Source organism: Marinobacter albus, assembly GCF_030238305.1.
GTDB lineage: Bacteria > Pseudomonadota > Gammaproteobacteria > Pseudomonadales > Oleiphilaceae > Marinobacter > Marinobacter albus.
Window position 1 is genome coordinate 1,573,376 of record NZ_JASSQD010000001.1, and the last position, 24,862, is coordinate 1,598,237.

Genomic DNA, 24,862 nt, shown 5'->3' on the forward strand with positions numbered 1-24,862 from the left:
TAAGGCCCCAGGGATGCTTGGGGCTCAGTGCACCGGTGCTAGCGCGCGGCGATGGCCCCCTTGCCGACGCCCTCGTAGGCTTTGACCCGGATCGTGTCGGTTGGAAATTCCAGTTTCAGCTTGTCCGCGATATGGGCCGCGATCAATTCCACCGTCGTATCCGTATCCAGCATGTAAACTCGATCCTCGGGCAGCGTGAGCGCAAACTCGCCCTGGTTCGCCTCGTATTCGAAGGTGACATAGCGAACGCCGTCGTTGCCCACATGGCGCCTGACTACGTCTTCCTCGGAGCCCACGTAAATGTCGCGCCAAAGCTTGGACCAACGGCGTTCCAGATCGTGATCCCGATGGCCGTTCCGGTCGATCCGGATGGGAGAGCGATGGCCATGGGCAATTCGCTGGCAGTTGCCCAAATGCTTCTTAAGCCCGTGTACGTAATGATAGTAGGCGCCCTCAATTACCTCTTCCCGCAGATTGATCTCCACTGTCGTGACATTTGCGGGCAGGACCGCCTTGAGTTCGTGCTCCAGCAGGCTGGCAACCACAGACGGTACGACTCGCTCGGCCGAAAGCCAGACCACCGCCTCGTCCGGAGAGCGATGGATGATTTCGCTGCCGTCGGTCAGGGCCCAATGAAACGTGTCGGGTTCCTCCTCGTTCCAGGACAGGCCTTCGTATCCGCGGGGAACGACAAGCCGGTGGTCCACGCGCTCGTCAATGACCCGTTTGATGGTCCGCTTCACGTTGCTGAAGTCGAATACCATACCCTGATCATCAAGGTCGCCGCCCAGCACCACGTCCGCAATCCAGCTTTCGCCTACCAGGCCGCGAGTTGGCTCCAAGTATGCGAAATCAATGACGGTGAGGTTGTCCACAAAGAGGTGATTCATTGAAAGTCCGGGCGGGTATGGTTGAATGATGGCGGAATTCTAGCAAAAATCATTGAAACCGGCAGTCTGGTTCTGCTCCAGACTTCACGTAACTGACTAACGAGACGCTTATCATAAACTTCTCCCCGCGCGTAACCGATCAGGAATTTCCGACACTTATCCTTGCTGCAGGCGCCTCGAGCCGTTACGGGCGACCCAAAATGCTGCTTCCCCTGGCGGGACAGGAGGGGATTCTGCTGGACCGGGCCATCGAATTGGGGCGGGTCCTCAGTAAGGACGTCAGGGTCGTTTGTGGGGCCTGGTATCCGCTGATCCGGTTTCGCTGCTCCTCGCAACCGACCGCCTGGCTAAGATCACCGGACTGGCACCAGGGATTGTCAGCATCCCTGGCGACTGGCCTGGCCAGTTTGGGACCCAGAGCCCGGGGAGTCTTCGTTCTGCTGGCGGACCAGCCGCTGTTGGACGTCGATTCATTGAGGGCATTTGGCGAGGCCGCCAGGTTTGTACCAAACCAGCCAGTCGCTGCGGATTACGACGGTCGGCCCGGCGTGCCGGCGTATCTGCCACGATGGCTGTGGCCCGAGGTGATGGAACTGGAAGGTGATTGTGGCGCTGGCCAGTTACTGGCCAGCGTCCGGGCGACCCGGGTTGATATTCCCGGAGTCCACGAAGATGTGGACACCCCGGCGGACTGGCGGCAGATAAGGGTGAGACTCAGCCAAACAGGCCGGATAGCCAGGCAATCCCGACGCTGAATATTCCCAGGCTGACCGCCAGGCCCACCGTGTAGATCTTGGAGGATGCCGAGCGCTGCTGGGCGACGAAGAGATCAATGGTTCGCTGGGCGATATCCTCGGCAGTTTCCCGGGATATCTCATGGGCCTGCTGGATAGCCTCCGACTGAAGGGTTTGCCAGAACTCGGTGTCGATGGTCTGTACGCTGGTGATGTGGTCCTTCAGTTCGGCCATGTGGTCTGCGGTGAACCCGGAATTGCTTTTCAGTTCCCGCTTCAGGTCCGCCAGTTCGCGAGCCAGGTTGAGGTTTACTTCGGCAGCGACTTCGTCCCGGAGGTGCCTGGTGCGCTCCTCGACCAGGTTGGCCATGCCAGTCAGCCGCTCTTCTACGGCGTTCTCCTGCCGGCTTCGGGACTCATCCAGTGCCCGCTTCAGATGGTCAAATTGCTCGTCAAACAGCGAGCTGAGCAGTTCGTGCAGCCGGTTGTTGATGTGGGTTTTGACGGCGGAACGCGCAATCTGCTCGATCAGGTCGCCGGTCAGAGGCACCACATTCGATGAACTGCTGTCCGGAATGGCGACATCGTCTTCGGTTTTCATCGACAGTTCGACAGAGGCATCGTCGGGGATATTCAGCAGATCATCCTCCGGGTCGGTCTCAGCGCAATCGACATCCGGTGGCTCTGGCAGGGTGCCTTCGGTGACGTCACGGTTCAATTGCTCGAGAACCAGGGAAAGGCCTTCGGTCTGTGGCGGCTTGGTGAGGATGTTGTAAACGCCGAAGTTCTTGGCCTCTTCCATGAACGTTGGTGACTTCTTGGAGGTGCACATGATGATCGGGATGGCGGCGGTGTCAGGGTTGCCCTTGATTGCCTTGGTTGCTTCTACCCCGTTCATTCCGGGCATCAGATGATCCATGAAAATGACATCCGGGCGACCGGAGCCGTTCAGGAAATCCAGTGCTTCCTCGGCCGATCCTGCCATGTTCACTTCCATGTCACGACTTTCCAGCAGCTTGCTCAGGGCAAACCGTGCCACCTTGGAGTCGTCCACCAGCAGAGCGTTCTTGATCGCCATGTCACTACCTCAATCGTTTACTGCAAACGCGTATGTGATCGGGCTGATGCCAGTTACCAGCCTTCCAGTTTCGGGCATTGAGTGGCCCGATAGCTCTTGTCCCGATAGCAGACACCGGGTTCGGTTGTGCGGGCGGTGAAGATTTCACCGGCCGCCGTTGTCAGGCGGACCTTTCCGTAGGGCTCGCCGTGTCGGAAGGTTGCCTCGATGGAGCTGCCGTTGGGATTCAAAAGCAGGCCCTTGCCGTGGAACTTCCCTTCAATGTATTCGCCCTCGTACTTCTTGCCATCGGCAAAGACCTCGGCGCCGGTTCCGTGAAATTTACCATTGGAGAATTCGCCCTCGTAATGGCGGCCATCAGGGTAGGTCAGCGAACCGCGGCCATGGAACTCGTTGTCGCGGAAGGCTCCCACGTACAGCATGCCGTCCGCGGTGGTCAGAGAACCGTGGCCGTTCAGGTTCCCGTCTTTCCAGAAGCCGGTCAGGATGTCGCCATTGGCCTTGGTGAGCGTGCCCTTGCCGCCAAACCGGTTGGCGCTGAACTCCCCGGCGTAGCGCGCGCCATCGGCGCCGCGCCAGGTGCCTTCCCCGTCCCGCTGGCCTTCGCTCCAGGCGCCGTCGTAGCGGCTACCATCGGGATACCAGGCCGTGCCTTCGCCGTGGAATTTTCCGTCAACGAAGTGGCCCTCGTAGCGCAGTCCCTCTTTATCTTCGTAAGTGCCGTCTCCGGTTTTCACACCGCCGACCCAGGTTCCCTTGCGGTAATTGACGGTGGTGTAGGCCTCGAGCTTGCCCACCAGAGTCATCTCGCTGCCGGCCTCGAGGGCAACGTTCCGGCTCCAGTCCTTGAATCCGGGTTTACTGATGGTGACATCGTAACGGCCGGGTTCGAGTTCCAGATCGAGTCGGGTGGCGCCATACGTTTCGCCATTGATGGTTACGGTGTCACCCACCACATTTGAGCGTAGAACGAGGGTTCCCGTGGTCGGGGCCGGCTTGGCCGGCTCTGGTTCCGGTGTTGGCGGAACATCGGTCCGGGTTGCCATGGCCGCGGGTGGTTCCGCGACGGCCAGCACGGTTGTTTCCTCCGGCATAGGCGGCACGCTGAATGGCTCTGCCTCCACCTTCGGCCTGCGTGGCTGCTCGGTTGTTTCCGGCTCGGCTATGGTGGCAACCGTCTCGGTTTCGATTTGCTGGGACCCGGGCGCCTGGGCGGGCTCGGCAAAAACATGGGGTTGAGCCGCTTGGGGCTCGGGTTCGTCCGCCACCGTCTTTAGGGTCTGCTCAATGGCAGGAGGCTCTGCCGTCACCAGGGGCGTCCTGTCGTCCCGGACGGAGGCGAATCCGGCAGTAACCAGAAGCATCAGGGCCAGTGCGTTGATGAACAGAAGCGGTCTGAAATCGACCATGGTGGAACCTCTTGAACCTGCATTCTCAGAATTCTGTTTACCTCTGCATCTTAACCAGTGCGTGCAAACTTATGTAACAGAAAGTGTCTGAAGTTAACGAGAATGCAGGCCAAATCACACTTTGTCCGGAAGCTGGTCATGGTTGAGTTGTTCCCACGACCTCATGTACACATCGGCTTCATATTCATAGGGGGAGCGAAATGGGGTTAACACGAAGTCAAAGACCAGGAAAATAAAGCCGATCGACGCCCAGGCGATGGTCAGGGTGCTGATCGTGGTTGCCTGAACTTCGGGGTTGGAATTCGTGAAGTCCTGGAGCAGGGGGATCAGATCCGATGCCATGACCACCGGATTGAAGCTGGCGAGCACAAAGGGAATCCAGAAAGCGATAAAAATCGGGAAGAAGCCGAAGGACCACAAAATCCGCCGAAGCAGATAGATCGCAACTTCGCGCCAGAAACGTTGCCTGATTTCCGGAACCCTGCGGATGCGTTCGAGGTATCTCCGGCGTTCAGCCCAGTACACGGCCACTTCGGGGGCATCCACGGCCTTGGTGTGTGGTGAATAGGTGGTCATGAATTGGGGGGCTACCTTATCGCTTGTGGACTGTGCATGATAATCGATACTCCGTGTTACCCTACAAGTCTCTTATTGTTAAAGACAGGATAGTTCGAATGGCTTCAGAGATCGAGAACGCAGTCCATCCGGCGTTTGAAAAGCTTCGCAGTCACCGGATTGGCACCCTCAATCTGGACGTTGAGGAGTATCGTCACAAGAAGACCGGAGCCCGCCACCTGCATCTGGCAGCGGACAACGATGAGAACGTATTTTTCGTGGCGCTTCGGACCTTCCCCATGGATTCGACCGGCGTTGCCCACATTCTGGAGCACACTGCACTCTGTGGCAGTGAACGGTACCCGGTGCGTGACCCCTTCTTCATGATGATCCGTCGCTCACTGAACACCTTCATGAACGCGTTCACCAGCAGCGACTGGACTGCCTATCCGTTTGCCAGTATGAACCGGAAGGATTTCGACAACCTGCTGTCGGTGTATTTGGATTCGGTCTTTTTCTCCAAGCTGGACCAACTGGATTTCGCCCAGGAAGGCCATCGGCTGGAATTCGATACGCCGGATAATCCTGATACCGACCTGGTCTATCGTGGCGTGGTCTACAACGAAATGAAGGGGGCCATGAGTTCGCCTACCTCCCAGTTGTGGCAGAACCTCAGCAGTCACCTGTTTCCGACCACCACCTATCATTACAACAGTGGCGGCGAACCGGACCACATTGTCGATCTGAGTTACGACGACCTGGTGAGGTTCTATCGTCATCATTACCACCCCAGCAACGCCATTTTCGCCACGTACGGCAACATTCCGGCGAGCGAACACCATGAGCGTTTCGAGGAGCTGGCCCTGAAGCGATTTGACCGTCTGGACATCGAACTGCCGGTGCGGGACGAGAAGCGCATGTTTTCCCCGGTGAGGGTCGAGCAGGGTTATGCCGTGAATGAAGGTGAGGGCACCGAGAAGAAGACTCACATCGTTGTGGGTTGGTTGCTGGGCCACAGCTTCGATCTGCAGGAAAATCTCGAAGGTCAGCTACTGTCTGCCGTTCTGCTGGAGAACAGCGCGTCGCCGTTGATGCGGGCCCTGGAAACCACCGATCTCGGGCATGCGCCATCACCGATGTGTGGTCTGGAGGATTCCAACCGGGAGATGACCTTTGTTTGCGGCATCGAAGGCAGTGAACCGGAAAGACAGAAAGAGCTTGAGACGCTGATTGAGGGCACCTTGCTGAAGGTGGCCGAGGAAGGCGTCAGCGAGGAGCGCCTCGAGGCCATTTTGCACCAGCTCGAACTGCATCAGCGCGAGATCGCCGGAGATCAGTTCCCCTACGGCCTGCAGTTGATCATGAGCGCCATTGCACCGATGGTACACGGCGGTGATCCGGTGGAGTTGCTGGACCTTGAGCCGGTGCTGGAATCCCTGCGTGAGAAAATTCGGGATCCCCAGTATGTGCCGAACCTGATCCGCCGGAAACTGCTGGAGAATCCGCATAGGGTCACTCTGACCCTGCGCCCGGACGAAAAGCTTGAGAGCCATCGCCAGCAGGCCATCCGTGAGGCTCTGGCCCGTCGCAAGGCCGAGTTGACGGACGAGGAGATTCAGCAGATTGTCGAGCGTGCTGCGGCGCTGGAAAAGCGCCAGATGCGCAAGGACGACGACTCCATCCTGCCCAAGGTAGACCTGTCCGATGTGCCGCTGCAGATGCCGGAGCCGGAGTCCCGTTACGACGGCGACATCTCCGCCACGGTTTATTCCCGTGGCACCAACGGCCTGGTGTATGAGCAGGTTGTGGTGCCAGTGCCGGCGCTGACCGAGGAAGAGCTGTTGCTGGTGCCGTATTACACCACGCTGATCTCGGAAGTAGGGTGTGGCGATCTGGACTACCTGCAGATGCAGGATCGTATTTCGGCAGAATCCGGAGGCATTGGTGCTTCCTTCAGTGCCAAGGGAAAGGTCGACGATGTTCAGGATCTGTCCGGATACATTGTCTTCAATGGCAAGGCATTGGCCCGGAACCGGAGCGAACTGACGGCTTTGCTGCGGGACGTGTACACCAGTGCCCGTTTCGATGAGAAAGATCGCATTCGTGAAATCATTGCCCAGATTCGGACCCGACGGGAGCAAGCCGTAACCGGTAGCGGTCATGCCCTGGCAATGGGGGCGGCTGCCCAGGGTATGAGCCCGGGTGCCTGGTTGTCGTTTCGACTTGGCGGCCTCGCCGGTATTCGTGGAACCAAGCAGCTGGACCAGGCACTGAATGACCCGCAGGAGCTGGACGGACTGTGTGCGAAACTGTCGGCCTTGCATGACCGGATTCGCAATCAGAGTCGCGAATTCCTGATTGTTGGCGAGGAGGATCAGTTACCGGCGATGGTGGATGATCTCAAATCCTGCTGGCAGGGTGAAGCCGGTACCGAGATGTCTCCGTGGAAAATCGAACCGGTTAATTACACCACCCGCGAAGCGTGGTTGACCTCCACCCAGGTGAACTTCTGTGCCAAGGCCTACAGTACCGTTCCGGTGGACCACCCCGACGCTGCCGCACTGACGGTACTGGGGGGCTTCTTGCGCAACGGCTACCTGCATAGGGTCATTCGCGAGAAGGGAGGTGCCTATGGCGGCGGTGCCGGCCAGGATAGCGTGAATGGTACCTTCCGGTTTTTCTCCTATCGGGATCCCCGCCTGGCTGAAACCTTGGACGATTTTGATCGGGCACTGGAGTGGTTGCAGACCACCGACCACGATTACCAGGAGCTGGAAGAGTCCATCCTGGGCGTGATCGGCCAGTTGGACCGCCCGCGCTCCCCGGCCGGGGCCGCTCGTCACGCGTTCCACAACAAACTGTTCGGGCGCAGCCCGGAGCAGCGCGCCCGATTCCGCGAGCGCGTGCTGGCAGTGACACTGGATGATCTCAAACGAGTGGCCAGCACCTGGCTGATGCCGGAGAATGCCAGTATCGCGGTTGTCACCAGTCCCGAAAACCGCAAGGTTGCAGAGGAGCTCGGCCTGGCGATTGAGGAAATGTAACGCCGGGTATGGTGGCCGGTGTGATGAAAAAAGAGGGCCTTCGGGCCCTCTTTTTTGTGCATTAACCGGACTGCGTTAGCGGTTACGCTTGAGGCCGGTGGTCACCATGATGCGGGTTGAGATCTCCTCGACCGAATAGGCGGTGGTGTTGAGATACGGAATCCGTTCCCGCCGGTACATCAGCTCGATTTCCTCGATTTCATGCATGCACTGTTTCAGTGACGAGTACCGGGAATTCGGTCGGCGCTCGTTGCGGATGGTGGCGAGGCGCTCCGGTTCGATGGTCAGCCCGAAGATTTTCTGTTTATGGGGCTTCAGCGGCGCCGGCATCTGCTGATCTTCCAGATCCTCTTCGGTAATCGGGTAATTGGCCGCCTTGACCCCATACTGGAGCGCGAGGTACAGGCAGGTGGGGGTTTTGCCACTGCGCGAGGCCCCGACCAGGATCAGGTCCGCTTCATCGTAATGACGTATCCGCGCACCGTCGTCGTTGTCGAGGGCGAAATTGACTGCGTTGATGCGCCGCTCGTAGCTGCCTTCGTTATTGATGGAGTGAGACTTGCCGACGGTATAGGAAGAGGAGGACTGAAGCTCCTGCTCCAATGGGCTGAGGAAGGTCCCGAAAATGTCCACCATGAAGCCGTCTGCTGTGGCAATCACCTCCCGGATATCGCTGTTGACGATGGTGTCGAATACCAGTGGCGAGGCGTTGTCGGTTTCGGCGGCCTTGTTGATGCGCGTCACCATGTCCCGGGCCTTTTCCTCGTCGTCGATGTAAGGCACAGTCACGCGTTCAAATTCGATTTTCTCAAACTGGGCCAGCAGGCTGTGGCCGAGGGCCTCGGCGGTCAGACCGGTGCCGTCGGAAATGAAGAAAGCGGTGCGTTTCATGGTTTATCGTCCGGCTCCGTATTTGGCGGGTTCCCTAGGTAATTGCTGCAGGTTACAGTATCATACACGCCAAGTTCGAGACTCCGCAGTGGATATTGCCCGCTTTTGCCGCTAGATACCGCTGGCCCGGTTATGCTCTTTGCTTCACAGACTCAAGGGAGACGTGCTTTGGAAGATTACATTATCTGGTTTGATCACCTGGGAATGTCCGATGTTGACCGGGTGGGCGGAAAAAACGCCTCTCTCGGGGAAATGATCAGTAATCTCGCCAACGCAGGTGTTACCGTTCCCGGCGGTTTCGCCACGACAGCTCACGCTTATCGCGAATTCCTGGCCACCGATGGCCTGAAAGACAAGATCGACACTGCCCTCGACGCCCTCGACGTAAATGATGTCAACGAACTGGCCCGAGTGGGTGCCGAGATTCGTCAGTGGATCATTGATACCGATTTCCCGGATGTCTTGGAAAATGCGCTCGAAGAGGCCTACGCCAAGCTTCAGGCGGGCAATGAGCATATGGCCGTTGCGGTGCGATCTTCCGCGACCGCCGAAGACCTGCCCGATGCGTCGTTTGCCGGTCAGCAGGAAACCTTCCTGAACGTTGTTGGGCTGCAGCAGGTACGTACGTCTGTAAAAGAGGTGTTTGCCTCCTTGTTCAACGATCGGGCGATCTCCTACCGGGTTCATCATGGCTTCGATCACAAACTGGTAGCACTGTCTGCCGGTATCCAGAAAATGGTGCGCAGTGAGACGGCGGCCAGCGGCGTGATGTTCACGCTCGACACCGAATCCGGTTTCCGGGACGTGGTATTCGTTACCGCGTCCTACGGCCTGGGTGAAACTGTGGTTCAGGGCGCCGTGAACCCCGACGAATTCTACGTCCACAAGCCGACGCTGGCCGATGGACGGCCTGCCGTATTGCGTCGTAACCTCGGCAGCAAGGCCATTAAGATGGTGTACCACCCCAGCCCTGACGCCGGTGAGTTTGTCGAGACCGTGAAGGTTGAGCAGGAAGAGCGGAATCGCTTCTGTATCACCGATGCGGAAGTGGAAGAGTTGGCCAAGCAGGCCATGATCATCGAGAAGCACTATGAGCGTCCCATGGACATCGAATGGGCGAAAGACGGGGACGATGGCCGCATCTACATCGTTCAGGCCCGTCCGGAAACGGTCAAGAGCCGCTCCTCTGCCAATGTCATGGAGCGTTATCTGCTGAACGAAACCGGGAAGGTGTTGGTTGAAGGCCGCAGTATCGGACACAAGATCGGCAGCGGCCCGGTGAAGATTATCACCAGCATCAAAGAAATGGATCGAGTCCAGGCAGGTGACGTTCTGGTTACCGACATGACCGACCCTGACTGGGAACCGGTCATGAAGCGCGCGTCGGCCATCGTCACTGATCGCGGCGGTCGTACGTGCCACGCGGCCATCATCGCCCGCGAACTGGGTATCCCTGCGGTGGTCGGGTGCGGTGATGCCACCGAGCTTCTGAAAGACGGCCAGGAGGTCACGGTATCCTGTGCCGAAGGCGACACCGGTATGATTTACGAGGGTGCGCTGGACTTTGAGCTGCGTGAAAATACCGTCGATTCCATGCCCAATATTCCGTTCAAGATCATGATGAACGTGGGCAACCCGGACCGCGCTTTTGATTTCCAGGCACTGCCGAATGAAGGCGTTGGTCTGGCCCGCCTCGAATTCATCATCAACCGCATGATCGGTGTGCATCCGAAGGCGTTGCTGAACTTCGACGGCTTGCCTCGCGACATCAAGCAGACGGTTGAAAAGCGTATTTCTGGCTACAACTCGCCAGTGGATTTCTACGTGGACAAGCTGGTGGAGGGTATCTCCACTCTGGCCGCCGCCTTTGCACCCAAGAAAGTGATCGTCCGCCTGTCGGATTTCAAGTCCAACGAATACGCCAATCTGATCGGTGGAACGCTCTACGAGCCGGACGAAGAGAACCCGATGCTTGGTTTCCGGGGCGCATCGCGTTACATCTCCGAGACCTTCCGGGACTGTTTCGAGCTGGAGTGTCGGGCGCTGAAGAAGGTGCGTAACGAGATGGGCCTGACCAACGTGGAAGTCATGGTGCCGTTCGTGCGGACAGTGGGCGAAGCGGAGCAGGTCGTGAACCTGCTGGCCGAGAACGGTCTGAAGCGGGGCGAAAACGGCCTGCGCGTGATCATGATGTGCGAATTGCCGGCCAATGCCCTGTTAGCGGATCAGTTCCTGGAGCATTTCGATGGCTTCTCCATTGGCTCCAACGACCTGACCCAGCTTACCCTCGGCCTCGATCGGGATTCCGGTATCATCGCGCACCTGTTTGACGAGCGTAATGACGCGGTCAAGGCGCTGCTGTCCAACGCTATCCAGGCGTGCAAGAAGGCCGGCAAGTATATTGGCATCTGCGGCCAGGGGCCGTCGGATCACCCCGATTTGGCCAAGTGGCTGATGGACCAGGGCATCGATACCGTGTCGCTGAATCCGGACTCGGTGCTGGATACCTGGTTCTTCCTGGCCGACGAGAAGATCGACTGAGCCCATTGCAGGAATAAGGAGAGCGAGACGTGACAGAGATCATTACACCCGACCTGTGTGACGAGTTTCCCGAAGTCCAGGTCCTTGAACCTGGCTTCAATAACTACGGCGGCAACAAGGCGTTCGGGGGCGAAATCGTCACCGTGAAATGTTTTGAAGACAACTCAGTCGTGAAAGAGCAGGTGGGTCAGCCCGGCAATGGGCGGGTCATGGTTGTTGATGGCGGCGCGTCAAAGCGTCACGCTTTGCTTGGCGACATGCTGGCGGAGAAGGCCGCGAACAATGGCTGGGCGGGCCTGATCATTTACGGCTGTGTGCGGGACGTTGATGAAATCGGCAATACCGCCCTGGGCGTTCAGGCGCTGGGTACGCATCCGCGTAAGAGCGAAAAGCGTGGTCTGGGGGATCTGAATGTAGCGGTTACCTTTGGTGGGGTGACCTTCCATCCGGGTCACTACGTTTATGCCGACAACAACGGCATCATCGTTTCCGAGAAGCCTCTGGTCTGAGGCACTCAATGCGGCGGAGCACAGCAGCAACTGCGTTCCGCCCAGTTTTTGCTCAGCTTACCTCGTTAATGGTTGTGCCCAGCAGGTAACCCTCACGATCCTGTTCGCAGCGCAATACCTCGCAAACTGTTTCCAGTGGCGGGATCTGGTCGCCAGTAGGGTGGAGCAGCGTTTTCAGTTCTTCACCCACGGCCACCGGTCGCTTCACGAACAGCTGCATTCCAGCGGCGCTGAGGTCCCGGCAAATGCCGGTAAACTTCTCGCCATTGCTATCCGTCAACTCGATCTCTGAGTTCACCTGCATTCGGTGAAAGTCCCGCTTCTCCGAGTAATCCCGCATGGCATCAGGCCCAGTTGTCGGTTTTCCGTGTTGGTTTAAGCATCGGAATGATCAGCGCCAGGAGTACGCCCCCGAGAACGAGGCCTGCGCCAAGCAACATGAAATCCGATTCCTTGCCGGCTTCCAGACGCTCATTTTCCGCCGTCAGCACTTCCAGGTCATTGCGGATCCTTTGATTTTCTTCACGCAATTCCCGGTTACGGCGCTCCAGCTTGATTGAGTCCGCCGCGATACGCTTGATGCGTTGAAGCTCTTGCTGCAGCTCCTGAGAGCGATCCGACAGTGAGGACTCGGAACTCTGCAGGGAATTGCGTTCCTTGGTTACTTCGGAGAGTTGTTCCTTCACCTGCGACAGCTCGTTTCGGGTCTGCTCCAGTTCGCGATTCGCCCGCTGGAGGCGGTCAGCGGCAATCGGTGTGTCGCTCAGATACTGGCTGGAGACCCAGCCTTCGGTGCCCTTGGGAGTGCGTACGCGCGTGTAACCGGATTCTGTGGTTTCCAGTACCTCCAGCGGAGTCCCGCTCGGAACGGCATTTTCGATGATCCGGAACTGGGTGCCGGCCCCGGCTCGAACGGGCAGGTACAGCTGGTCATCAACCCAGACGGTTTTTGCCTGGGCAACTGCGACGGAAGACACAACAAACAGCACACTGATAAGAAGACGGAAAGGCGTCACTGGATACGATCCCTGAGTTAGACGGTTAAAAAGCAGTCATGAATCAAAGGCGCAATTTTGTCACAGATAATAGGCCATTCAAGCGGACCCGCATTACAATAAACTCATGCGGCTGGTGCCGGCAATTACGGCAGTACGGCCTTGAATGGTTTCACGGTCACTTTCTCGTAGACGCCGGCAGCAATGTAAGGGTCCGCATCGGCCCAGGCCTGGGCAGCTTCGAGGGAGTCAAATTCCGCGACGACCAGGCTGCCGCTGAAGCCGGCTTCACCGGGATCCGGGGTGTCGATCGCGGGATGAGGTCCTGCCACCAGCAGGCGGCCTTCGGCTTTTAGCGCTTCCAGGCGTTCAAGGTGTGCAGGCCGCGCAGACTGACGCATGGGCAGGCTGTTTTCGACGTCCTCGCTGATAATCGCGTAGTACATTCAGCTCTCCATTGTACCGATGGTTGCCGGGCGTAGGCCCGGCAACGGGATGTAATACAGAATCGGTGGCTGGCTGGTACACTGGTGAACAAACGGGTAAGACGACCAGCCAACTGATTCGGGATTTTCTGTGACTATACCGCAAGCCTCCGCTCTGTGCATTGATCTGCATTGCCACAGTACAGCCTCTGACGGAGCCCTGGAGCCTTCCGCACTGGTGAATCGAGCCGTGGAGCGTGGGGTAACCCATCTTTCACTGACCGACCATGACACGATTTCAGGTCTGTCAGAAGCTCGTACAGCTGCCAGTGAGCGAGGCCTGGTAGTGATTCCGGGCGTTGAGCTCTCCTGCCTCTGGAAGAGCCGTACCATTCACATTGTGGGTCTGGATTTTAATCCGGACGATGAGTCGTTTCTGGCAGCTTTGGAGCGTCAGAATGACAATCGGTGGGCGAGGGCGCGCATGATTGCCGACCGGTTGAGCAAGCTCAAAGTTCCAGATCTGTTTGACCGTGCCACGGCCGTTTCGGGCGGCGATGTGCCCGGTCGCCCCCATTTCGCTCAGGTTCTGGTTCAGGCGGACGTGGTCAGTAACACGGCTCAGGCCTTCAAGCGCCACCTTGGGAATGGAAAGCCCGGTGATGTCAAAGCCTACTGGCCGGAATTGGAGGAGGTAGTGGGCTGGATCAATGTAGCTGGCGGCATTGCCGTGTTGGCGCACCCGCGGAAGTATCAGCTGACAGCCACGAAACTGAGGGAACTGACGGCCGATTTCCGTCGCGCCGGCGGCCGGGCGATTGAAGTCTCGACGTCCGGTCAGTCCAGTGGAGATCTGGGTTTCCTGGCGGAACTGTGTCGCCGGGAGGGCCTACTGGCGTCCCAGGGTAGCGATTTTCATTTCCCGGGCGCGCCCTGGTGTGAGCTCGGAAAAATCATGAAAATGCCAGACGGGCTTGAGCCGGTCTGGCATCATTTCACAACGCCTGTGGAGTTTCCCGCGCCGGTCTAGTCCGGCGCGTGGAACAGCAGGTAAAGGTCGGTAAGAGAATCCGGAATGGCATCCGCCATCTGGCGTGACAGTTTGTCGCTGTTGCGGACCTTCTGGAAGTCCTCGTCGTCAAACAGTCCGGAGAGGGTGAGCATAGGCACGAGCAGATCGGCCGTCTCTTCCTCACTTGCTGTTTCCAGCCATTCGTCCTCATGCTCCAGGAATGTGTCCACGAACCCGGCGCACCAGTTTTCCAGCGCATTCATGGGGTCGCCATCTTCCGGTTCCGGAAGCTCGAGTGCCTGCCCCATATCCAGGGCATGAGCCATGTCCTCCGAGAGCTTTTTGACGCAGCGGGCGAAGACCTCTGGAACCTCGCCGCCGGGCACCGCCTGGGTGCCCGTGGCGAGGCGGAAGATGTCTTCCGCGCTCAACTCTGCCGGGCCGACGACACTGGCACAGACGACTCCATGCAGGCCGAAGAAGTCCAGGGCTTCGTCTCCCCAGGGTTCGGCAAACAGGATGTCTTCCAGCGCTTCGATGTCGGAATTGGATAGCATTCGTTAGTTACTCCCGGCTTTCTTGGCCTCTTCCGCGGCGCGTTGGCGCTTGCGGACTTCTCTTGGATCATTGTAGGCACGACCCGGGGTCACCGGAACATCAATGGCAGGTTGTTCCTGTGACTTGGCCTCGTCGGCATCGGCAGTTTCTGTTTTGCCCACTTTCTCGCCTTCCTGTTTTGACTCGGGTTCCGGCGTGGTCGTGGGTTTTGGCTCAGGAGCCCTGGTTTCGGGCGCCGTATGATCAGAAGCCTTCTGCTCAGGTTGGCTCTGCTGCTCAGGCGCTTTGGTTTCCGGAGACTCGGTGCCTGCCTTTGGCTTGGCCTCGGGTGCCGGCTTGGCCGGAGTCGACGGTTCAACGTCGGCCTGCTTTTCCGAAGGCGATGTTTGGGCCTTTGCTTCGGTTTCGGTCTTTGCTTCCGTCTTGGCAGGCGCGGCTTGCCCGGTCGTGGCGGCTGATTCGGCGTCCGCCTTGCCGGCTTTGGGGGCAGCGGCTTCTGCGGGTTTTGCCGACGGCTGATCAGTCTCTGCGGCCTTGCTCTTGATGGCGTCCGACTGGTCCTCTGACTTATCGGCCGACTTCGGCTTTCGGTCAGCACGGGCATTGGTGCCGGCCTCGGCTTTTGCCGATTCAGACTTCCCGGCTGGCACCTCTTTGGCAGTGGTTTCGCCACCCCTGGTCGCCTCGGTCTTTGCCTTAGGCTTGTCAGCCGCTTTTGGCTCAGCCGGCTTCTCCGTCCTGGCTTCTGCTGGTGTCTCCGGCTTGGTCTCTGCCGGTTTCTCAGCGCTGGCTTCTGCGGTTTTTTCAGCTTGCGCCGTGGTTGCTTGAGGCTCGGTTTTGGCCTGCTTCGGCTGATCGGCTTTTTCCGGCGTCGCCGCCTTGGCGCGATCGTTCGGGCGCTCCCCGGTTTGCTTCACGTCCGGCTTGCCAGTGGATTCCAGCGGTTGCTCAGGCTGGGTGTCCTTCTGATGCTTCTCGCTACGTTCGGCTTTACGTTCTGCCGGCGTTGAAGCAGGCGTTTCCGTTGGAGAACCATCACGGCTACGTTGGCGACGGGGCTTGCCACGCTTTTCGCCTCCGGCGCTCTTTTCGGCGCTGGCTGGCTTCTTCGCGGGACCCTGCTGCTGATCCTTCTGCTCGCGAGTCTCCTTCTGTTCGCGTTGGGGTTTGTTGCGCCCCTGGCCGCGGCCTCTGCCTTGGCCGTCTTTGCGACCTTCACCGCCTTTGCTGTCACCGGACTTGTCGGCGGCCGGTCGGCTCTGGTTGGGGCGGTTCTGATCGTCGCTACGGTTGCGTCCACGGCCGCGACTGTCGTCGCCACGGCTCGGCTGTCCACCCTGGCGCCGGTCGCTTCCGGTGCGATTGCCAGCTGAGCGCTGGTCGTCGCGGGCAACCCGGGATTTGCGGCGGTCCTGGCGACCCTGGTTCCGGCGATCTTCGCGCACGGCCCGGTTCTTGTCGCGGGTCTCAGTCGGTTGTTCGTCCTCACCGCCAAAGAAACCGGCGATTTTGCGACCCAGACGGCGGAAAAGTCCTTCTTCCTGAGCCTGAGGCTCGGCAGGCTTGGCGGCCGGCTTGGGTGCGGGGGCGCTCGGTTGGATTGCCTTGACCGCGGCCTGTTCGCGTGCCGGACGCTCGGGTGCCGGAGCCTCAAACACCTCTTCTTCACGCTCGCTGTATTCCTGGGCCACCTGGTGGCTGGAGATATGCTCAGGTGTGGTTTCATCGTCGCGCATGCGCAGGATTTCGAAGTGAGGTGTCTCCATGTGAGGCACCGGCACTACGACGACGCTGACTTCCTGGCGGGCTTCGATGTCGGCCAATTGCTTGCGCTTTTCGTTCAGCAGGAAGGTGGCCACGGACACCGGAACCACCGCCCGGACTTCGCCCGTCTTTTCCTTTGAGGATTCCTCGTAGATCAGGCGCATGATGCTCAGCGCCAGGGACTCGATCCCCCGGATGGTGCCCTGACCCTCGCAACGAGGGCAGACTTCACTTCGGGTCTCGCCGAGTGACGGGCGCAGGCGCTGTCGCGACATTTCCAGCAGGCCGAAGCGGGAAATCTTGCCAACCTGAACCCGGGCCCGGTCAATTTCCAGGGCTTCACGCATCTTCTGCTCGACTTCCCGCTGGTGTTTGGCCGGGGTCATGTCGATGAAGTCGATGACGATCAGGCCGCCCATATCGCGCAGGCGCAACTGGCGAGCAATCTCTTCTGCGGCCTCAAGGTTGGTCTGGAACGCTGTTTCCTCGATATCGTGCCCTTTGGTGGCACGGGAGGAGTTGATATCGATCGAGACCAGGGCCTCGGTTGGGTCGATGACAATGGAACCACCTGAGGGAAGCTTTACCTCCCGCTGGAAGGCGGTCTCGATCTGGCCTTCGATCTGGTAGCGACTGAACAGAGGGATCTCGTCCTTGTACAGTTTGATCTTGTTCTCGAAGGTCGGCATGACGGCGCGAACGAAGTTGAGGACATCTTCATACACCCCGTTGGCGTCGATCAGTACTTCGCCGATGTCCTGGCGAAGGTAGTCACGTACCGCGCGAATAATGACGTTACTTTCCTGGTGGATCAGGAACGGCGCTTTGCGCTCGCCGGCGGCCTGGGTAATGGCTTCCCAGAACTGAACCAGGTAATCAAGGTCCCACTGGAGTTCTTCCGTGGTTCGCCCGATACCGGCCGTGCGGACGATGATGCCCATGGATTTGGGCACCTGGACGTCGTTCATGGCCTCTTTGAGTTGGGCGCGCTCATCACCCTCGATACGCCGTGAAATACCTCCGGCGCGAGGGTTGTTGGGCATCAGTACCAGGTAGCGCCCGGCCAGGGAAATGAAAGTGGTCAGGGCCGCGCCCTTGTTGCCGCGTTCTTCCTTGTCAACCTGGACAATGACTTCCTGGCCTTCGGATACCACATCCTTGATGTTGATCTTGCCTTCGATCTGGCCGGGGGATTTCTTGAAGTACTCCTTGGAGATCTCCTTCAGAGGCAGAAAGCCGTGGCGCTCGGCGCCAAAGTCAACAAAGGCAGCTTCAAGGCTGGGCTCGACGCGCGTAATGCGGCCTTTGTAAATGTTGGCTTTTTTCTGCTCGCGGGAGCTGGATTCGATGTCGAGGTCGAACAGACGCTGGCCGTCGACCAGAGCTACGCGCAACTCTTCGGGATGAGTTGCATTGATGAGCATTCTTTTCATGGAAAGAAAGGGTTCCTGTCGTTTGATTTTGACAGAAAACCGGAGGGGATCGCATCAGCGAAGCGGGATGTGCGTGCCGCGGGGCTCTTCTACAGCAAGAGCAGGCCGGCGGCCAGACGAATCAGACCCTTATGGGGTGCGATTCTCTTGGTCTGAGACCACCGACTGTCCGACTGCCGGTAGGCAGCGAGAGGTCGTGTGAGGTTCGTGTCTGTTGACGCATGTTATCCGTTTTCAGGTTCACTCAGGTGCCTGGGTCTCACGTCGTATTCGTAAGCTGGACGGCCCGGCCCTGCGTGGCAATGATTCTTCGTGATGTTGCCCGTCGGTTTTCCGCACGGTTTTCCACTTCTCCCGAAGGCAGGTTCACAGCCGTCATCGGTCTGTCCTGGAGCTCCGGGAGCATTTCCTCCGCCGATCCCGATAATGATTGGGTATGCGGCGTTCAAACTCTCGAATAGTGTCGGTATACTTCTGCCGCTCCGGCTTCTGACTGGAGTTCGTCAGGCCGTAGACAAACGGCAGAGCACGCCGGAATATAACAGTATTCGGGTGGCCGTTCAATCCCGTACACACGCCTATTAAGGAATTCCATGTCTCGCAAGCCCGCGACAAGAAAAACCACCCGGAATGAGGGGCCCGAAGCGCATTCCGGTGGCCGGAAGGAGGTGCGCCAGGCGGTTCAGTGGGTCACGGTCGATGAGGACAATGAAGGGCAGCGCGTCGACAACTTCCTTCTGGCGCAGCTGCGCGGGGTGCCGAAAAGTATCATCTACCGGGTGGTGCGTAAGGGCGAGGTGCGCGTTAACAAGGGGCGTGTAAAGCCCGATACCCGATTGAAAGCCGGTGACCAGGTCCGTATCCCGCCGGTGACCCGGAAGGAAAGGCCGGCGCAAGTGGCACCGGGCAGTCGGGTTCAGGGCGTGATGGAGGCTGCGGTCGTTTTCGAGAACGACCAGATGCTGGTGGTTAACAAGCCGTCGGGCATCGCTGTGCACGGAGGCAGTGGTCTCAGCTTTGGTCTGATTGAGGTGTTGCGCTCCGCGCGGCCGGAGGCTCGCTTCCTGGAATTGGTGCATCGGCTCGATCGGGATACGTCCGGCCTGATTATGGTTGCCAAGAAGCGGTCGGCACTTCGCTACCTGCAGGATGAGTTGCGTCAGAAACGAATCCGGAAGCATTATCATGCGTTGGTCGCGGGCCATTGGTCGGATTCGGTTGGTCGGGTGGATGTGCCGCTTCTGCGCTACGAAATGCCCAATGGCGAGCGTCGGGTGAAAGTGGATGATGCGGGCAAGGACTCGCTGACGCTCTTTCGCTGCCTGGCGCGGTATGAGGGTTACAGTCTGGTGGAGGCGTCGCCGATTACGGGCAGGACCCATCAGATCCGGGTTCACAGTGCCTGGGCGGGTCATCCGATTGCCGGTGATGACAAGTATATGGATGATGTGAGTCTGAAAGCTTTCCGCGCTATTGGCGGTCAGCGGCTCATGCTTCACGCCCGCGCGCTCGAGTTTGCCCTGCCGGTAACCGGAGAGGCGATGCGCCTGGAAGCGCCCTACGACGATGCATTCAACGACGTGCTCAGAAAGCTCGAGGCGCGTAACAGGAATCGATAAATGAAGGTCAAGGTCGTTATTTTTGATTGGGACGGGACCCTCGTGGATTCCGTCGAGCACATTGCTGAAAGCCTGCATCAGGCCGCTACCGATCTGGGGTATCCGCAGCTCGAGCGGGAGGCCTACCGGGATATTATCGGGCTTGGAATGGTGGAGGCGCTGGAAAAGCTCTATCCCGGAATCAGTCGGGAAGAAATGAACGCCATACGCGAAGGCTACGGCCGGTATTTCTTCAGCAAGGTCACTACGCCGCAAAATGTCTTTGATGGCATGGCAGACGTCGTCACCGATCTCCGTGGTTCGGGGCGCGGCTGTTCAGTTGCCACCGGTAAGAGTCGGCGCGGACTGGATATGGCCCTGGTTTCCAGTGGTCTTGGTGACCATTTTGATATCACCCGGTGTGCTGACGAGACCCGATCCAAGCCTGATCCTGCCATGCTTGAGGAAATTATCCGTTTTTACGGAATCGAGCCGACGGAAGCCGTGATGATCGGCGACACCCGGTACGATCTGGATATGGCTCAACGCCTGGGGATGCCGTCAATCGGAGTCGAGTGGGGGGTGCACAAGCGCGACGTCCTTGAGGATTATGCTCCCCACGCCATCGTCGACACTGTGGTCGATCTTCGCCGTGTGCTGGGGCTCTGAAGTTTCAATCAAAATAATGTTGCTGACAGGATGTATGCATGACTGACTGGGATTCCGATAAGACACCTGAGTGGGGTGACAAGCCCGTGGCGCCGGAAGATGGCGGCAAACCTCACGCTGGCCGGAGGGGACCGAACTTGCCACCGGAGAGTGGGCGCGACTGGAAGCTGATTGAAAAGCTGGTGATGTCGCTTCAGTCTGAACAGCGTCGCAGTCGGCGTTGGGGCATCTTCTTCAAGTTCCTGACCTTTGGGTATCTGATTGCCCTTCTGCTCCTGTTCAAGTTCCCGCTGGGCGACACAATCGATACAGCGACCGGCAAGCACACCGCCTTGATCGAGGTGAGTGGCACGATTGCGGCTGATGAGCTGGCCAGTGCCGATAATATTGTGGGCGCGCTGCGTTCCGCCTTTGAAGAGAAGAATGCGGTTGCTGTGGTGTTGCGGATCAATAGTCCTGGTGGAAGTCCGGTGCAGTCGGGCTATGTCTACGATGAAATCAAGCGCCTGCGGGCGGAATACCCTGACAAAAAGGTGTATGCAGTGATTTCGGATATCGGAGCGTCCGGCGCCTATTACATAGCGTCTGCGGCTGATGAGATTTACGCCAATCGTGCCAGCCTCGTCGGGTCTATCGGTGTGGTGGCTGGCGGCTTCGGTTTTACCGGCGTCATGGAGAAGGTGGGTGTAGAGCGTCGGCTATACACCGCGGGCGAGAACAAGGCGTTCCTTGATCCGTTTTCGCCGGAGCAGGACGAAGAAGTGGCCTTCTGGCAGGACGTTCTCGAGAGCACTCACAGCCAGTTCATTGAGGCGGTCAAGGCCGGTCGTGGTGATCGCCTTGCGGACGATGACCGGCTTTTCAGTGGTCTGGTCTGGAGCGGTGAGCAGGCTGTGGAACTGGGTCTGGTCGACGGTCTGGGTAGCTCATCCTGGGTGGCCCGCCAGATCGTAGGTAAGGAAAATCTGGTGGATTACAGTCGGCACAAATCGCCGTTGCAGGACCTTGTCGACCAGCTCGGCGTTGCCTTTGGTGAAGGGTTTGCCGGCCAAATGCTTGAGTCCCGCCTGGAGCTCCGCTAGGCGGGGTATCTGAGGGGCTGCTCAAATCTCGAGTAACGGGTTTCGTCCCCAGTTTCTCAGCATGTCGTTCAGCGCGATCAAAGGCAGGCCTATGAGACTGTTCGGGTCGCGCCCGTCCATGCGGCTGAACAGGGAGATGCCAAGCCCCTCCATGCGGAAGCTCCCTGCGCAGTCGTAGGGTTGCTCCCTGCGAAGGTAAGCGTCAATCTCTTCGAAACTAAGGTCTCTGAAGTGCACCGCAAAGGGTTCGCAGTGGTTCTGGATGTTTCCGGAGCCGGTGTCGAGCAGGGTCAGGCCGGTCATGAACAGTACTTCGTGGCCGCTGCTCTGGCTCAGTTGCCGGATTGCCTGTTCGTGATTTCCGGGTTTGTTAAGCAAGGTGCCGTTTGGCAGGCAGGCGACCTGATCAGAGCCGATTATCCAGTGCGCAGGATAGCTATCGGCAAGGCTACGGGCCTTGGCCTCTGAAAGTCGGGTGGCCAGCTGGTCTGCGGTTTCCCCCGGTTCCGGGGTCTCATCAATGTCGGGGCTTGCGGTCTCAAAGGGCAGGCCCAGCCTTTTCAGCAGGTCCCGGCGGTAGGGTGACGAGGAGGCCAGCAGCAGAGGGGAAGAGGGCATCGAGAGATTCCTTGTCGCGTTTGTTGGTGTCGCACGGGCCAGCTTATCGTAAAATACACCTATCTTCCGCCAACCCCCTGGCCAAAAGACAACGAAGTCTTTGACACCAGCGGGCCGCGCCCCTAAAATTGCGCGCCTATGTCAAAAGCTCCGCACGCCGAGTTGCCCAAGTCCGTCGATCCCTACCGATTGGCGGAACATAACAGCACACTGGAGGGAGAAATCCCCCTCAGTGCGTTGTCTCGTTTCCGGGAAGCAGTGCTGGGTGTTGATGAAGGCGCCGTCTGCAGTGTCAGGCTCTCCTTTTACATGGATGCCGAGCGCCGCCGCATTGCATCAGGAGAGCTGGAGGCTCCGGTCAGACTGGAATGTCAGCGTTGCATGAATGCCATGCAAACGACGCTGGTATCCCGGTTTACTCTGGGGCTCGTGACCAGCGATGAGCAGGCGCAGCAGTTGCCGAAAGATCTGGAACCGTTCCTGACGGATGACTTCAGTGCGGATCTCTGGTCCATGGTTGAGGACGAGCTGTTGTTGGTGCTGCCGGCATTCCCGTTGCACGACCGGAACGAGTGTCCGGCTCGGGAAGAGTTGGAGGCCTATGAGCCTGACAGTTCGTCCGCGCAGCCGGAGGAGCCACGAAAAGAGAATCCCTTCAGCGTGCTGGCGGATCTCAAGAAGACGAAACATTAAGCGGGTGCGGGCTCTGTTCGGGAGTCGGCGCCGTACAACGAACACACGTTCTATTTACGTTAACAGGTCAGGAGCATAATCATGGCTGTACAGAAAAACCGTAAGACCCGTTCCAAGCGTGGCATGCGTCGTTCGCACGACGCCCTGAGCGCTACCGCTCTGTCCACCGACGCGACTACCGGCGAAGTTCATCGTCGTCACCACGTCTCCCCGGACGGCTTCTACCGCGGCAAGCAGGTAATCGAAGCAGGCGACGAGTAAGCTCTCAGCGAAAAGGCGCCGCCCAGTGTCGGATGGAGAAACGGTGAAACCGGTTACCATTGCGATTGACGCCATGAGCGGCGACCGCGGCGCCACAGTGGTGGTTTCCGCGGCGCTGGATGCGGTGCGAGAAAACGAAGCCTTGAGTATCGTTCTGGTTGGTATACGGAGCGAACTCGAGGCTTTGTTGCGTGAGGGGCATGCCAGAATCCGGATCGTCGAGGCGGCAGATGTCGTCCGGATGAACGAGCGCCCGTCCCATGCGCTTCGCCACAAGAAAAACTCTTCCATGGCCATTGCTCTCGGGCTGGTCCGGGACGGAGAGGCGCAAGGGTGCGTAAGCGCCGGAAACACGGGCGCCCTGATGGCGTTCGGTCGGTCCATCATCCGGATGTATCCGGGAATCGAGCGTCCGGCCATCTCCAAGCTTATTCCATCGCTTCGTGGGCGCTGTCACGTCCTGGATCTCGGGGCGAATGTCGACTCCACTGCAGAAAATCTCTACCAGTACGCCCTGATGGGATCGCTTATGGCATCGGCCATGTCGCGCCAGTCTGAGCCGCGCGTGGCGTTGCTCAACGTTGGCGAGGAAGAGATCAAGGGCAATGAGCAGGTGCGTCTTGCGTCCCATATGCTTGCACAGTGCGATACCATCAACTACATCGGTTACGTTGAGGGCAGCGACCTGTTTCGGGACGTGGCTGACGTGGTTGTCTGTGACGGTTTCGTTGGCAACATTGCGCTGAAAACCGGCGAGGGCGTTGCCGGGCTGCTGATTGAGTTGATGGAGCAGGCCTTTACCCGAACCCTGTACGGGCGGATAGTGGGGTTGATGGCCAGGCCTATTATTGGCCGGTTGCTGCGGCTAATGGACCCGTCCCGCCACAATGGTGCCAGTCTGCTCGGTTTGCAGGGGGTTGTGATAAAAAGTCATGGCAACGCCAATGAGCGGGCCATGCTGGCCGCAATTCGCCAGGCCGTGAGGGAGGTGGAGCTCGAAGTGCCGCGCCGCATCAATGAGCGTCTCGACGATCTCATGCTGTAACTGTCTGAGACTAAAGTCTGTCCTGTTTTTGTCCTGCATTCGCGGATAATTGGCCTAACTTGTACTATTGGCTAATCTCCCGAAACCCCTCAATGACGTTAAGATCCTGTTTATGAAATCAGCCTTTATTTTTCCCGGTCAAGGGTCCCAGTCTGTCGGCATGCTCTCCGCAGCGGCAGAGGCCTGGCCCATCATCAACAGAACTTTCGCCGAGGCGTCCAACGTGCTCGGGTATGATTTGTGGCAAGTCTGCCAGAAAGGTCCTGCCGAAGAACTGAATCAGACCACGGTGACTCAGCCTGCACTGTTGACTGCGAGTGTTGCCTTGTGGCGGCAGTGGTTGGTCGCCGGTGGTGGTGGCAGTCGCCCCGATTTTGTGGCGGGCCACAGTCTTGGTGAGTACAGTGCGCTGGTGGCGTCTGAGAGCCTGGATTTCGTCGAGGCCGTCAAGCTGGTTCGCCTGCGTGGCGAGTTGATGCAGGAAGCGGTCCCGGCTGGAGAGGGCAAAATGGCGGCGATTCTCGGTCTTGAAGACGAGGACGTGGTGGCAGCATGCGAGAGCGCTGCTCAGGGTGACGTGGTTGCCGCGGTCAATTTCAATGCACCGGGACAGGTTGTGATCGCTGGCTCCGCTGCCGCTGTCGAGCGTGCTATCGAGGCATGCAAGGAAAAGGGTGCGCGCAAAGCGATGCCTCTTCCCGTCAGTGTGCCGTCCCACTGCGCGCTGATGAAAGGCGCCGCCGAAGAGCTGGCAGAGGCACTTGAAGACGTTCGCTTTAATGACGCTGTCATACCGGTTATACAAAATGTTAACGCAGTTGCTGAGACGGATTCCGATACACTCAAGGCCAATCTGCTGAAACAGCTTTATTCGCCCGTATTGTGGACGGATTCGGTTCGTACTCTGGTCGACCATGGCGTAGAGGTGGCTGTTGAATGTGGCGCCGGCAAGGTACTGGCCGGTCTGATCAAACGTATTGATCGCGGGCTGACTGTTCACGGTATTGAAGATCCGGATTCTCTGGCGAAAGCGCTGGACGCATTCGGTCAGTCATAAA

Annotated in this window: 23 protein-coding genes; 12 read left to right on the forward strand and 11 right to left on the reverse strand. The window is 58.7% G+C overall.

Annotation, left to right across the window (positions count from 1 at the left end):
* Window positions 1–38 precede the first annotated feature (38 nt).
* On the reverse strand, window positions 39–890 hold the full coding sequence (locus QQF73_RS07395) for a 6-carboxytetrahydropterin synthase (RefSeq protein ID WP_219866122.1): 852 nt from the start codon (window positions 888–890) through the stop codon (window positions 39–41).
* 158 nt (window positions 891–1,048) lie between these two features.
* On the opposite strand from QQF73_RS07395, the gene QQF73_RS07400 reads away from it, so the two are divergent.
* Window positions 1,049–1,645, forward strand: coding sequence for a nucleotidyltransferase family protein (locus tag QQF73_RS07400; RefSeq protein WP_425607955.1), 597 nt, complete (start codon window positions 1,049–1,051; stop codon window positions 1,643–1,645).
* Here the strand turns inward: QQF73_RS07400 and QQF73_RS07405 are convergent.
* The 3 genes from QQF73_RS07405 to QQF73_RS07415 form a co-directional block, all read right to left on the reverse strand.
* Window positions 1,605–2,702, reverse strand: a complete 1,098-nt coding sequence (locus tag QQF73_RS07405) for a response regulator (protein WP_285367774.1) — start codon at window positions 2,700–2,702, stop codon at window positions 1,605–1,607. The genes QQF73_RS07400 and QQF73_RS07405 overlap by 41 nt on opposite strands.
* 53 nt (window positions 2,703–2,755) lie before the next feature.
* Entirely contained in the window at window positions 2,756–4,111 is a 1,356-nt protein-coding gene (locus QQF73_RS07410; RefSeq protein WP_285367776.1) for a PEGA domain-containing protein, read from the reverse strand.
* Between the two features lie 114 nt (window positions 4,112–4,225).
* Window positions 4,226–4,687 carry a hypothetical protein gene (locus QQF73_RS07415; RefSeq protein ID WP_219866119.1) on the reverse strand — a complete coding sequence of 154 codons (462 nt, stop codon included), beginning with the start codon at window positions 4,685–4,687 and terminating at the stop codon, window positions 4,226–4,228.
* Between the two features lie 98 nt (window positions 4,688–4,785).
* On the opposite strand from QQF73_RS07415, the gene QQF73_RS07420 reads away from it, so the two are divergent.
* The gene (locus QQF73_RS07420) at window positions 4,786–7,710 is read left to right on the forward strand and encodes an insulinase family protein (RefSeq protein ID WP_219866118.1); all 2,925 of its coding nucleotides are present in this window, start codon (window positions 4,786–4,788) and stop codon (window positions 7,708–7,710) included.
* Between the two features lie 75 nt (window positions 7,711–7,785).
* Here the strand turns inward: QQF73_RS07420 and ppsR are convergent, their stop codons facing one another.
* Entirely contained in the window at window positions 7,786–8,601 is an 816-nt protein-coding gene (gene ppsR / locus QQF73_RS07425) for a posphoenolpyruvate synthetase regulatory kinase/phosphorylase PpsR (RefSeq protein WP_219866117.1), read from the reverse strand.
* Window positions 8,602–8,733: 132 nt separating this feature from the next.
* Here ppsR and ppsA point away from each other — a divergent pair, with 132 nt between their 5' ends.
* A complete protein-coding gene (ppsA, locus tag QQF73_RS07430) occupies window positions 8,734–11,142 on the forward strand; it encodes a phosphoenolpyruvate synthase (RefSeq protein ID WP_425607951.1) in 2,409 nt (802 codons plus the stop codon).
* Between the two features lie 29 nt (window positions 11,143–11,171).
* Complete coding sequence (gene rraA / locus QQF73_RS07435) at window positions 11,172–11,651, forward strand: ribonuclease E activity regulator RraA (RefSeq protein ID WP_219866115.1); 480 nt, start codon at window positions 11,172–11,174, stop codon at window positions 11,649–11,651.
* Between the two features lie 52 nt (window positions 11,652–11,703).
* Here rraA and QQF73_RS07440 read toward each other — a convergent pair whose 3' ends face one another.
* From QQF73_RS07440 to QQF73_RS07450, 3 genes are all read right to left on the reverse strand, one after another.
* Window positions 11,704–11,991 (reverse strand): PilZ domain-containing protein, encoded by a 288-nt coding sequence (locus tag QQF73_RS07440; protein ID WP_219866114.1) that lies wholly within the window; start codon window positions 11,989–11,991, stop codon window positions 11,704–11,706.
* Window positions 11,992–11,995: 4 nt separating this feature from the next.
* Entirely contained in the window at window positions 11,996–12,667 is a 672-nt protein-coding gene (locus QQF73_RS07445) for a TIGR04211 family SH3 domain-containing protein (protein WP_219866113.1), read from the reverse strand.
* A gap of 125 nt (window positions 12,668–12,792) precedes the next feature.
* Window positions 12,793–13,092, reverse strand: a complete 300-nt coding sequence (locus tag QQF73_RS07450) for a YciI family protein (protein ID WP_219866112.1) — start codon at window positions 13,090–13,092, stop codon at window positions 12,793–12,795.
* 130 nt (window positions 13,093–13,222) lie between these two features.
* Here QQF73_RS07450 and QQF73_RS07455 point away from each other — a divergent pair, with 130 nt between their 5' ends.
* The gene (locus QQF73_RS07455; protein ID WP_219866111.1) at window positions 13,223–14,101 is read left to right on the forward strand and encodes a PHP domain-containing protein; all 879 of its coding nucleotides are present in this window, start codon (window positions 13,223–13,225) and stop codon (window positions 14,099–14,101) included.
* Here QQF73_RS07455 and QQF73_RS07460 read toward each other — a convergent pair.
* Both QQF73_RS07460 and rne read right to left on the reverse strand, forming a co-directional pair.
* Complete coding sequence (locus tag QQF73_RS07460; RefSeq protein ID WP_285367784.1) at window positions 14,098–14,640, reverse strand: YecA/YgfB family protein; 543 nt, start codon at window positions 14,638–14,640, stop codon at window positions 14,098–14,100. The two genes, QQF73_RS07455 and QQF73_RS07460, sit on opposite strands and share 4 nt — an antisense overlap.
* 3 nt (window positions 14,641–14,643) lie before the next feature.
* Window positions 14,644–17,838, reverse strand: a complete 3,195-nt coding sequence (rne, locus tag QQF73_RS07465) for a ribonuclease E (RefSeq protein WP_285367785.1) — start codon at window positions 17,836–17,838, stop codon at window positions 14,644–14,646.
* A 593-nt stretch (window positions 17,839–18,431) separates the two neighbouring features.
* Between rne and rluC the strand changes: the two genes are divergently transcribed.
* Genes rluC through QQF73_RS07480 form a run of 3 tightly spaced genes read left to right on the forward strand, consistent with a single transcriptional unit; the run spans window position 18,432 to window position 21,187 of the window.
* Window positions 18,432–19,457: a 23S rRNA pseudouridine(955/2504/2580) synthase RluC gene (rluC, locus tag QQF73_RS07470; RefSeq protein ID WP_228743309.1), complete on the forward strand. Its 1,026-nt coding sequence runs from the start codon at window positions 18,432–18,434 to the stop codon at window positions 19,455–19,457.
* Window positions 19,458–20,105 (forward strand): HAD family hydrolase, encoded by a 648-nt coding sequence (locus QQF73_RS07475; protein ID WP_285367786.1) that lies wholly within the window; start codon window positions 19,458–19,460, stop codon window positions 20,103–20,105.
* 38 nt (window positions 20,106–20,143) lie between these two features.
* A complete protein-coding gene (locus QQF73_RS07480; protein WP_285367787.1) occupies window positions 20,144–21,187 on the forward strand; it encodes a S49 family peptidase in 1,044 nt (347 codons plus the stop codon).
* Window positions 21,188–21,208: 21 nt separating this feature from the next.
* Here QQF73_RS07480 and QQF73_RS07485 read toward each other — a convergent pair whose 3' ends face one another.
* A complete protein-coding gene (locus QQF73_RS07485) occupies window positions 21,209–21,805 on the reverse strand; it encodes a Maf family protein (RefSeq protein WP_285367788.1) in 597 nt (198 codons plus the stop codon).
* A 138-nt stretch (window positions 21,806–21,943) separates the two neighbouring features.
* Here QQF73_RS07485 and QQF73_RS07490 point away from each other — a divergent pair, with 138 nt between their 5' ends.
* From QQF73_RS07490 to fabD, 4 genes are all read left to right on the forward strand, one after another.
* Window positions 21,944–22,498: a YceD family protein gene (locus QQF73_RS07490; protein ID WP_219866105.1), complete on the forward strand. Its 555-nt coding sequence runs from the start codon at window positions 21,944–21,946 to the stop codon at window positions 22,496–22,498.
* Window positions 22,499–22,579: 81 nt separating this feature from the next.
* Window positions 22,580–22,759 (forward strand): 50S ribosomal protein L32, encoded by a 180-nt coding sequence (gene rpmF / locus QQF73_RS07495; RefSeq protein WP_219866104.1) that lies wholly within the window; start codon window positions 22,580–22,582, stop codon window positions 22,757–22,759.
* Window positions 22,760–22,802: 43 nt separating this feature from the next.
* A complete protein-coding gene (plsX, locus tag QQF73_RS07500) occupies window positions 22,803–23,804 on the forward strand; it encodes a phosphate acyltransferase PlsX (RefSeq protein WP_285367789.1) in 1,002 nt (333 codons plus the stop codon).
* 112 nt (window positions 23,805–23,916) lie between these two features.
* Window positions 23,917–24,861, forward strand: a complete 945-nt coding sequence (fabD, locus tag QQF73_RS07505; RefSeq protein ID WP_285367790.1) for an ACP S-malonyltransferase — start codon at window positions 23,917–23,919, stop codon at window positions 24,859–24,861.
* The last annotated feature ends 1 nt before the right edge of the window (window position 24,862 follow it).

Coding starts and splice junctions, on each gene's coding strand:
- rluC (WP_228743309.1), top strand. CDS start 18,432: ATGTCTCGCAAGCCCGCGACAAGAAAAACCACCCGGAATGAGGGGCCC.
- QQF73_RS07405 (WP_285367774.1), bottom strand. CDS start 2,702: ATGGCGATCAAGAACGCTCTGCTGGTGGACGACTCCAAGGTGGCACGG.
- QQF73_RS07415 (WP_219866119.1), bottom strand. CDS start 4,687: ATGACCACCTATTCACCACACACCAAGGCCGTGGATGCCCCCGAAGTG.
- fabD (WP_285367790.1), top strand. CDS start 23,917: ATGAAATCAGCCTTTATTTTTCCCGGTCAAGGGTCCCAGTCTGTCGGC.
- QQF73_RS07395 (WP_219866122.1), bottom strand. CDS start 890: ATGAATCACCTCTTTGTGGACAACCTCACCGTCATTGATTTCGCATAC.
- QQF73_RS07480 (WP_285367787.1), top strand. CDS start 20,144: ATGACTGACTGGGATTCCGATAAGACACCTGAGTGGGGTGACAAGCCC.
- QQF73_RS07485 (WP_285367788.1), bottom strand. CDS start 21,805: ATGCCCTCTTCCCCTCTGCTGCTGGCCTCCTCGTCACCCTACCGCCGG.
- QQF73_RS07460 (WP_285367784.1), bottom strand. CDS start 14,640: ATGCTATCCAATTCCGACATCGAAGCGCTGGAAGACATCCTGTTTGCC.
- QQF73_RS07475 (WP_285367786.1), top strand. CDS start 19,458: ATGAAGGTCAAGGTCGTTATTTTTGATTGGGACGGGACCCTCGTGGAT.
- QQF73_RS07410 (WP_285367776.1), bottom strand. CDS start 4,111: ATGGTCGATTTCAGACCGCTTCTGTTCATCAACGCACTGGCCCTGATG.
- rne (WP_285367785.1), bottom strand. CDS start 17,838: ATGAAAAGAATGCTCATCAATGCAACTCATCCCGAAGAGTTGCGCGTA.
- QQF73_RS07440 (WP_219866114.1), bottom strand. CDS start 11,991: ATGCGGGATTACTCGGAGAAGCGGGACTTTCACCGAATGCAGGTGAAC.
- ppsR (WP_219866117.1), bottom strand. CDS start 8,601: ATGAAACGCACCGCTTTCTTCATTTCCGACGGCACCGGTCTGACCGCC.
- rpmF (WP_219866104.1), top strand. CDS start 22,580: ATGGCTGTACAGAAAAACCGTAAGACCCGTTCCAAGCGTGGCATGCGT.
- QQF73_RS07490 (WP_219866105.1), top strand. CDS start 21,944: ATGTCAAAAGCTCCGCACGCCGAGTTGCCCAAGTCCGTCGATCCCTAC.
- QQF73_RS07420 (WP_219866118.1), top strand. CDS start 4,786: ATGGCTTCAGAGATCGAGAACGCAGTCCATCCGGCGTTTGAAAAGCTT.
- ppsA (WP_425607951.1), top strand. CDS start 8,734: ATGCTCTTTGCTTCACAGACTCAAGGGAGACGTGCTTTGGAAGATTAC.
- QQF73_RS07450 (WP_219866112.1), bottom strand. CDS start 13,092: ATGTACTACGCGATTATCAGCGAGGACGTCGAAAACAGCCTGCCCATG.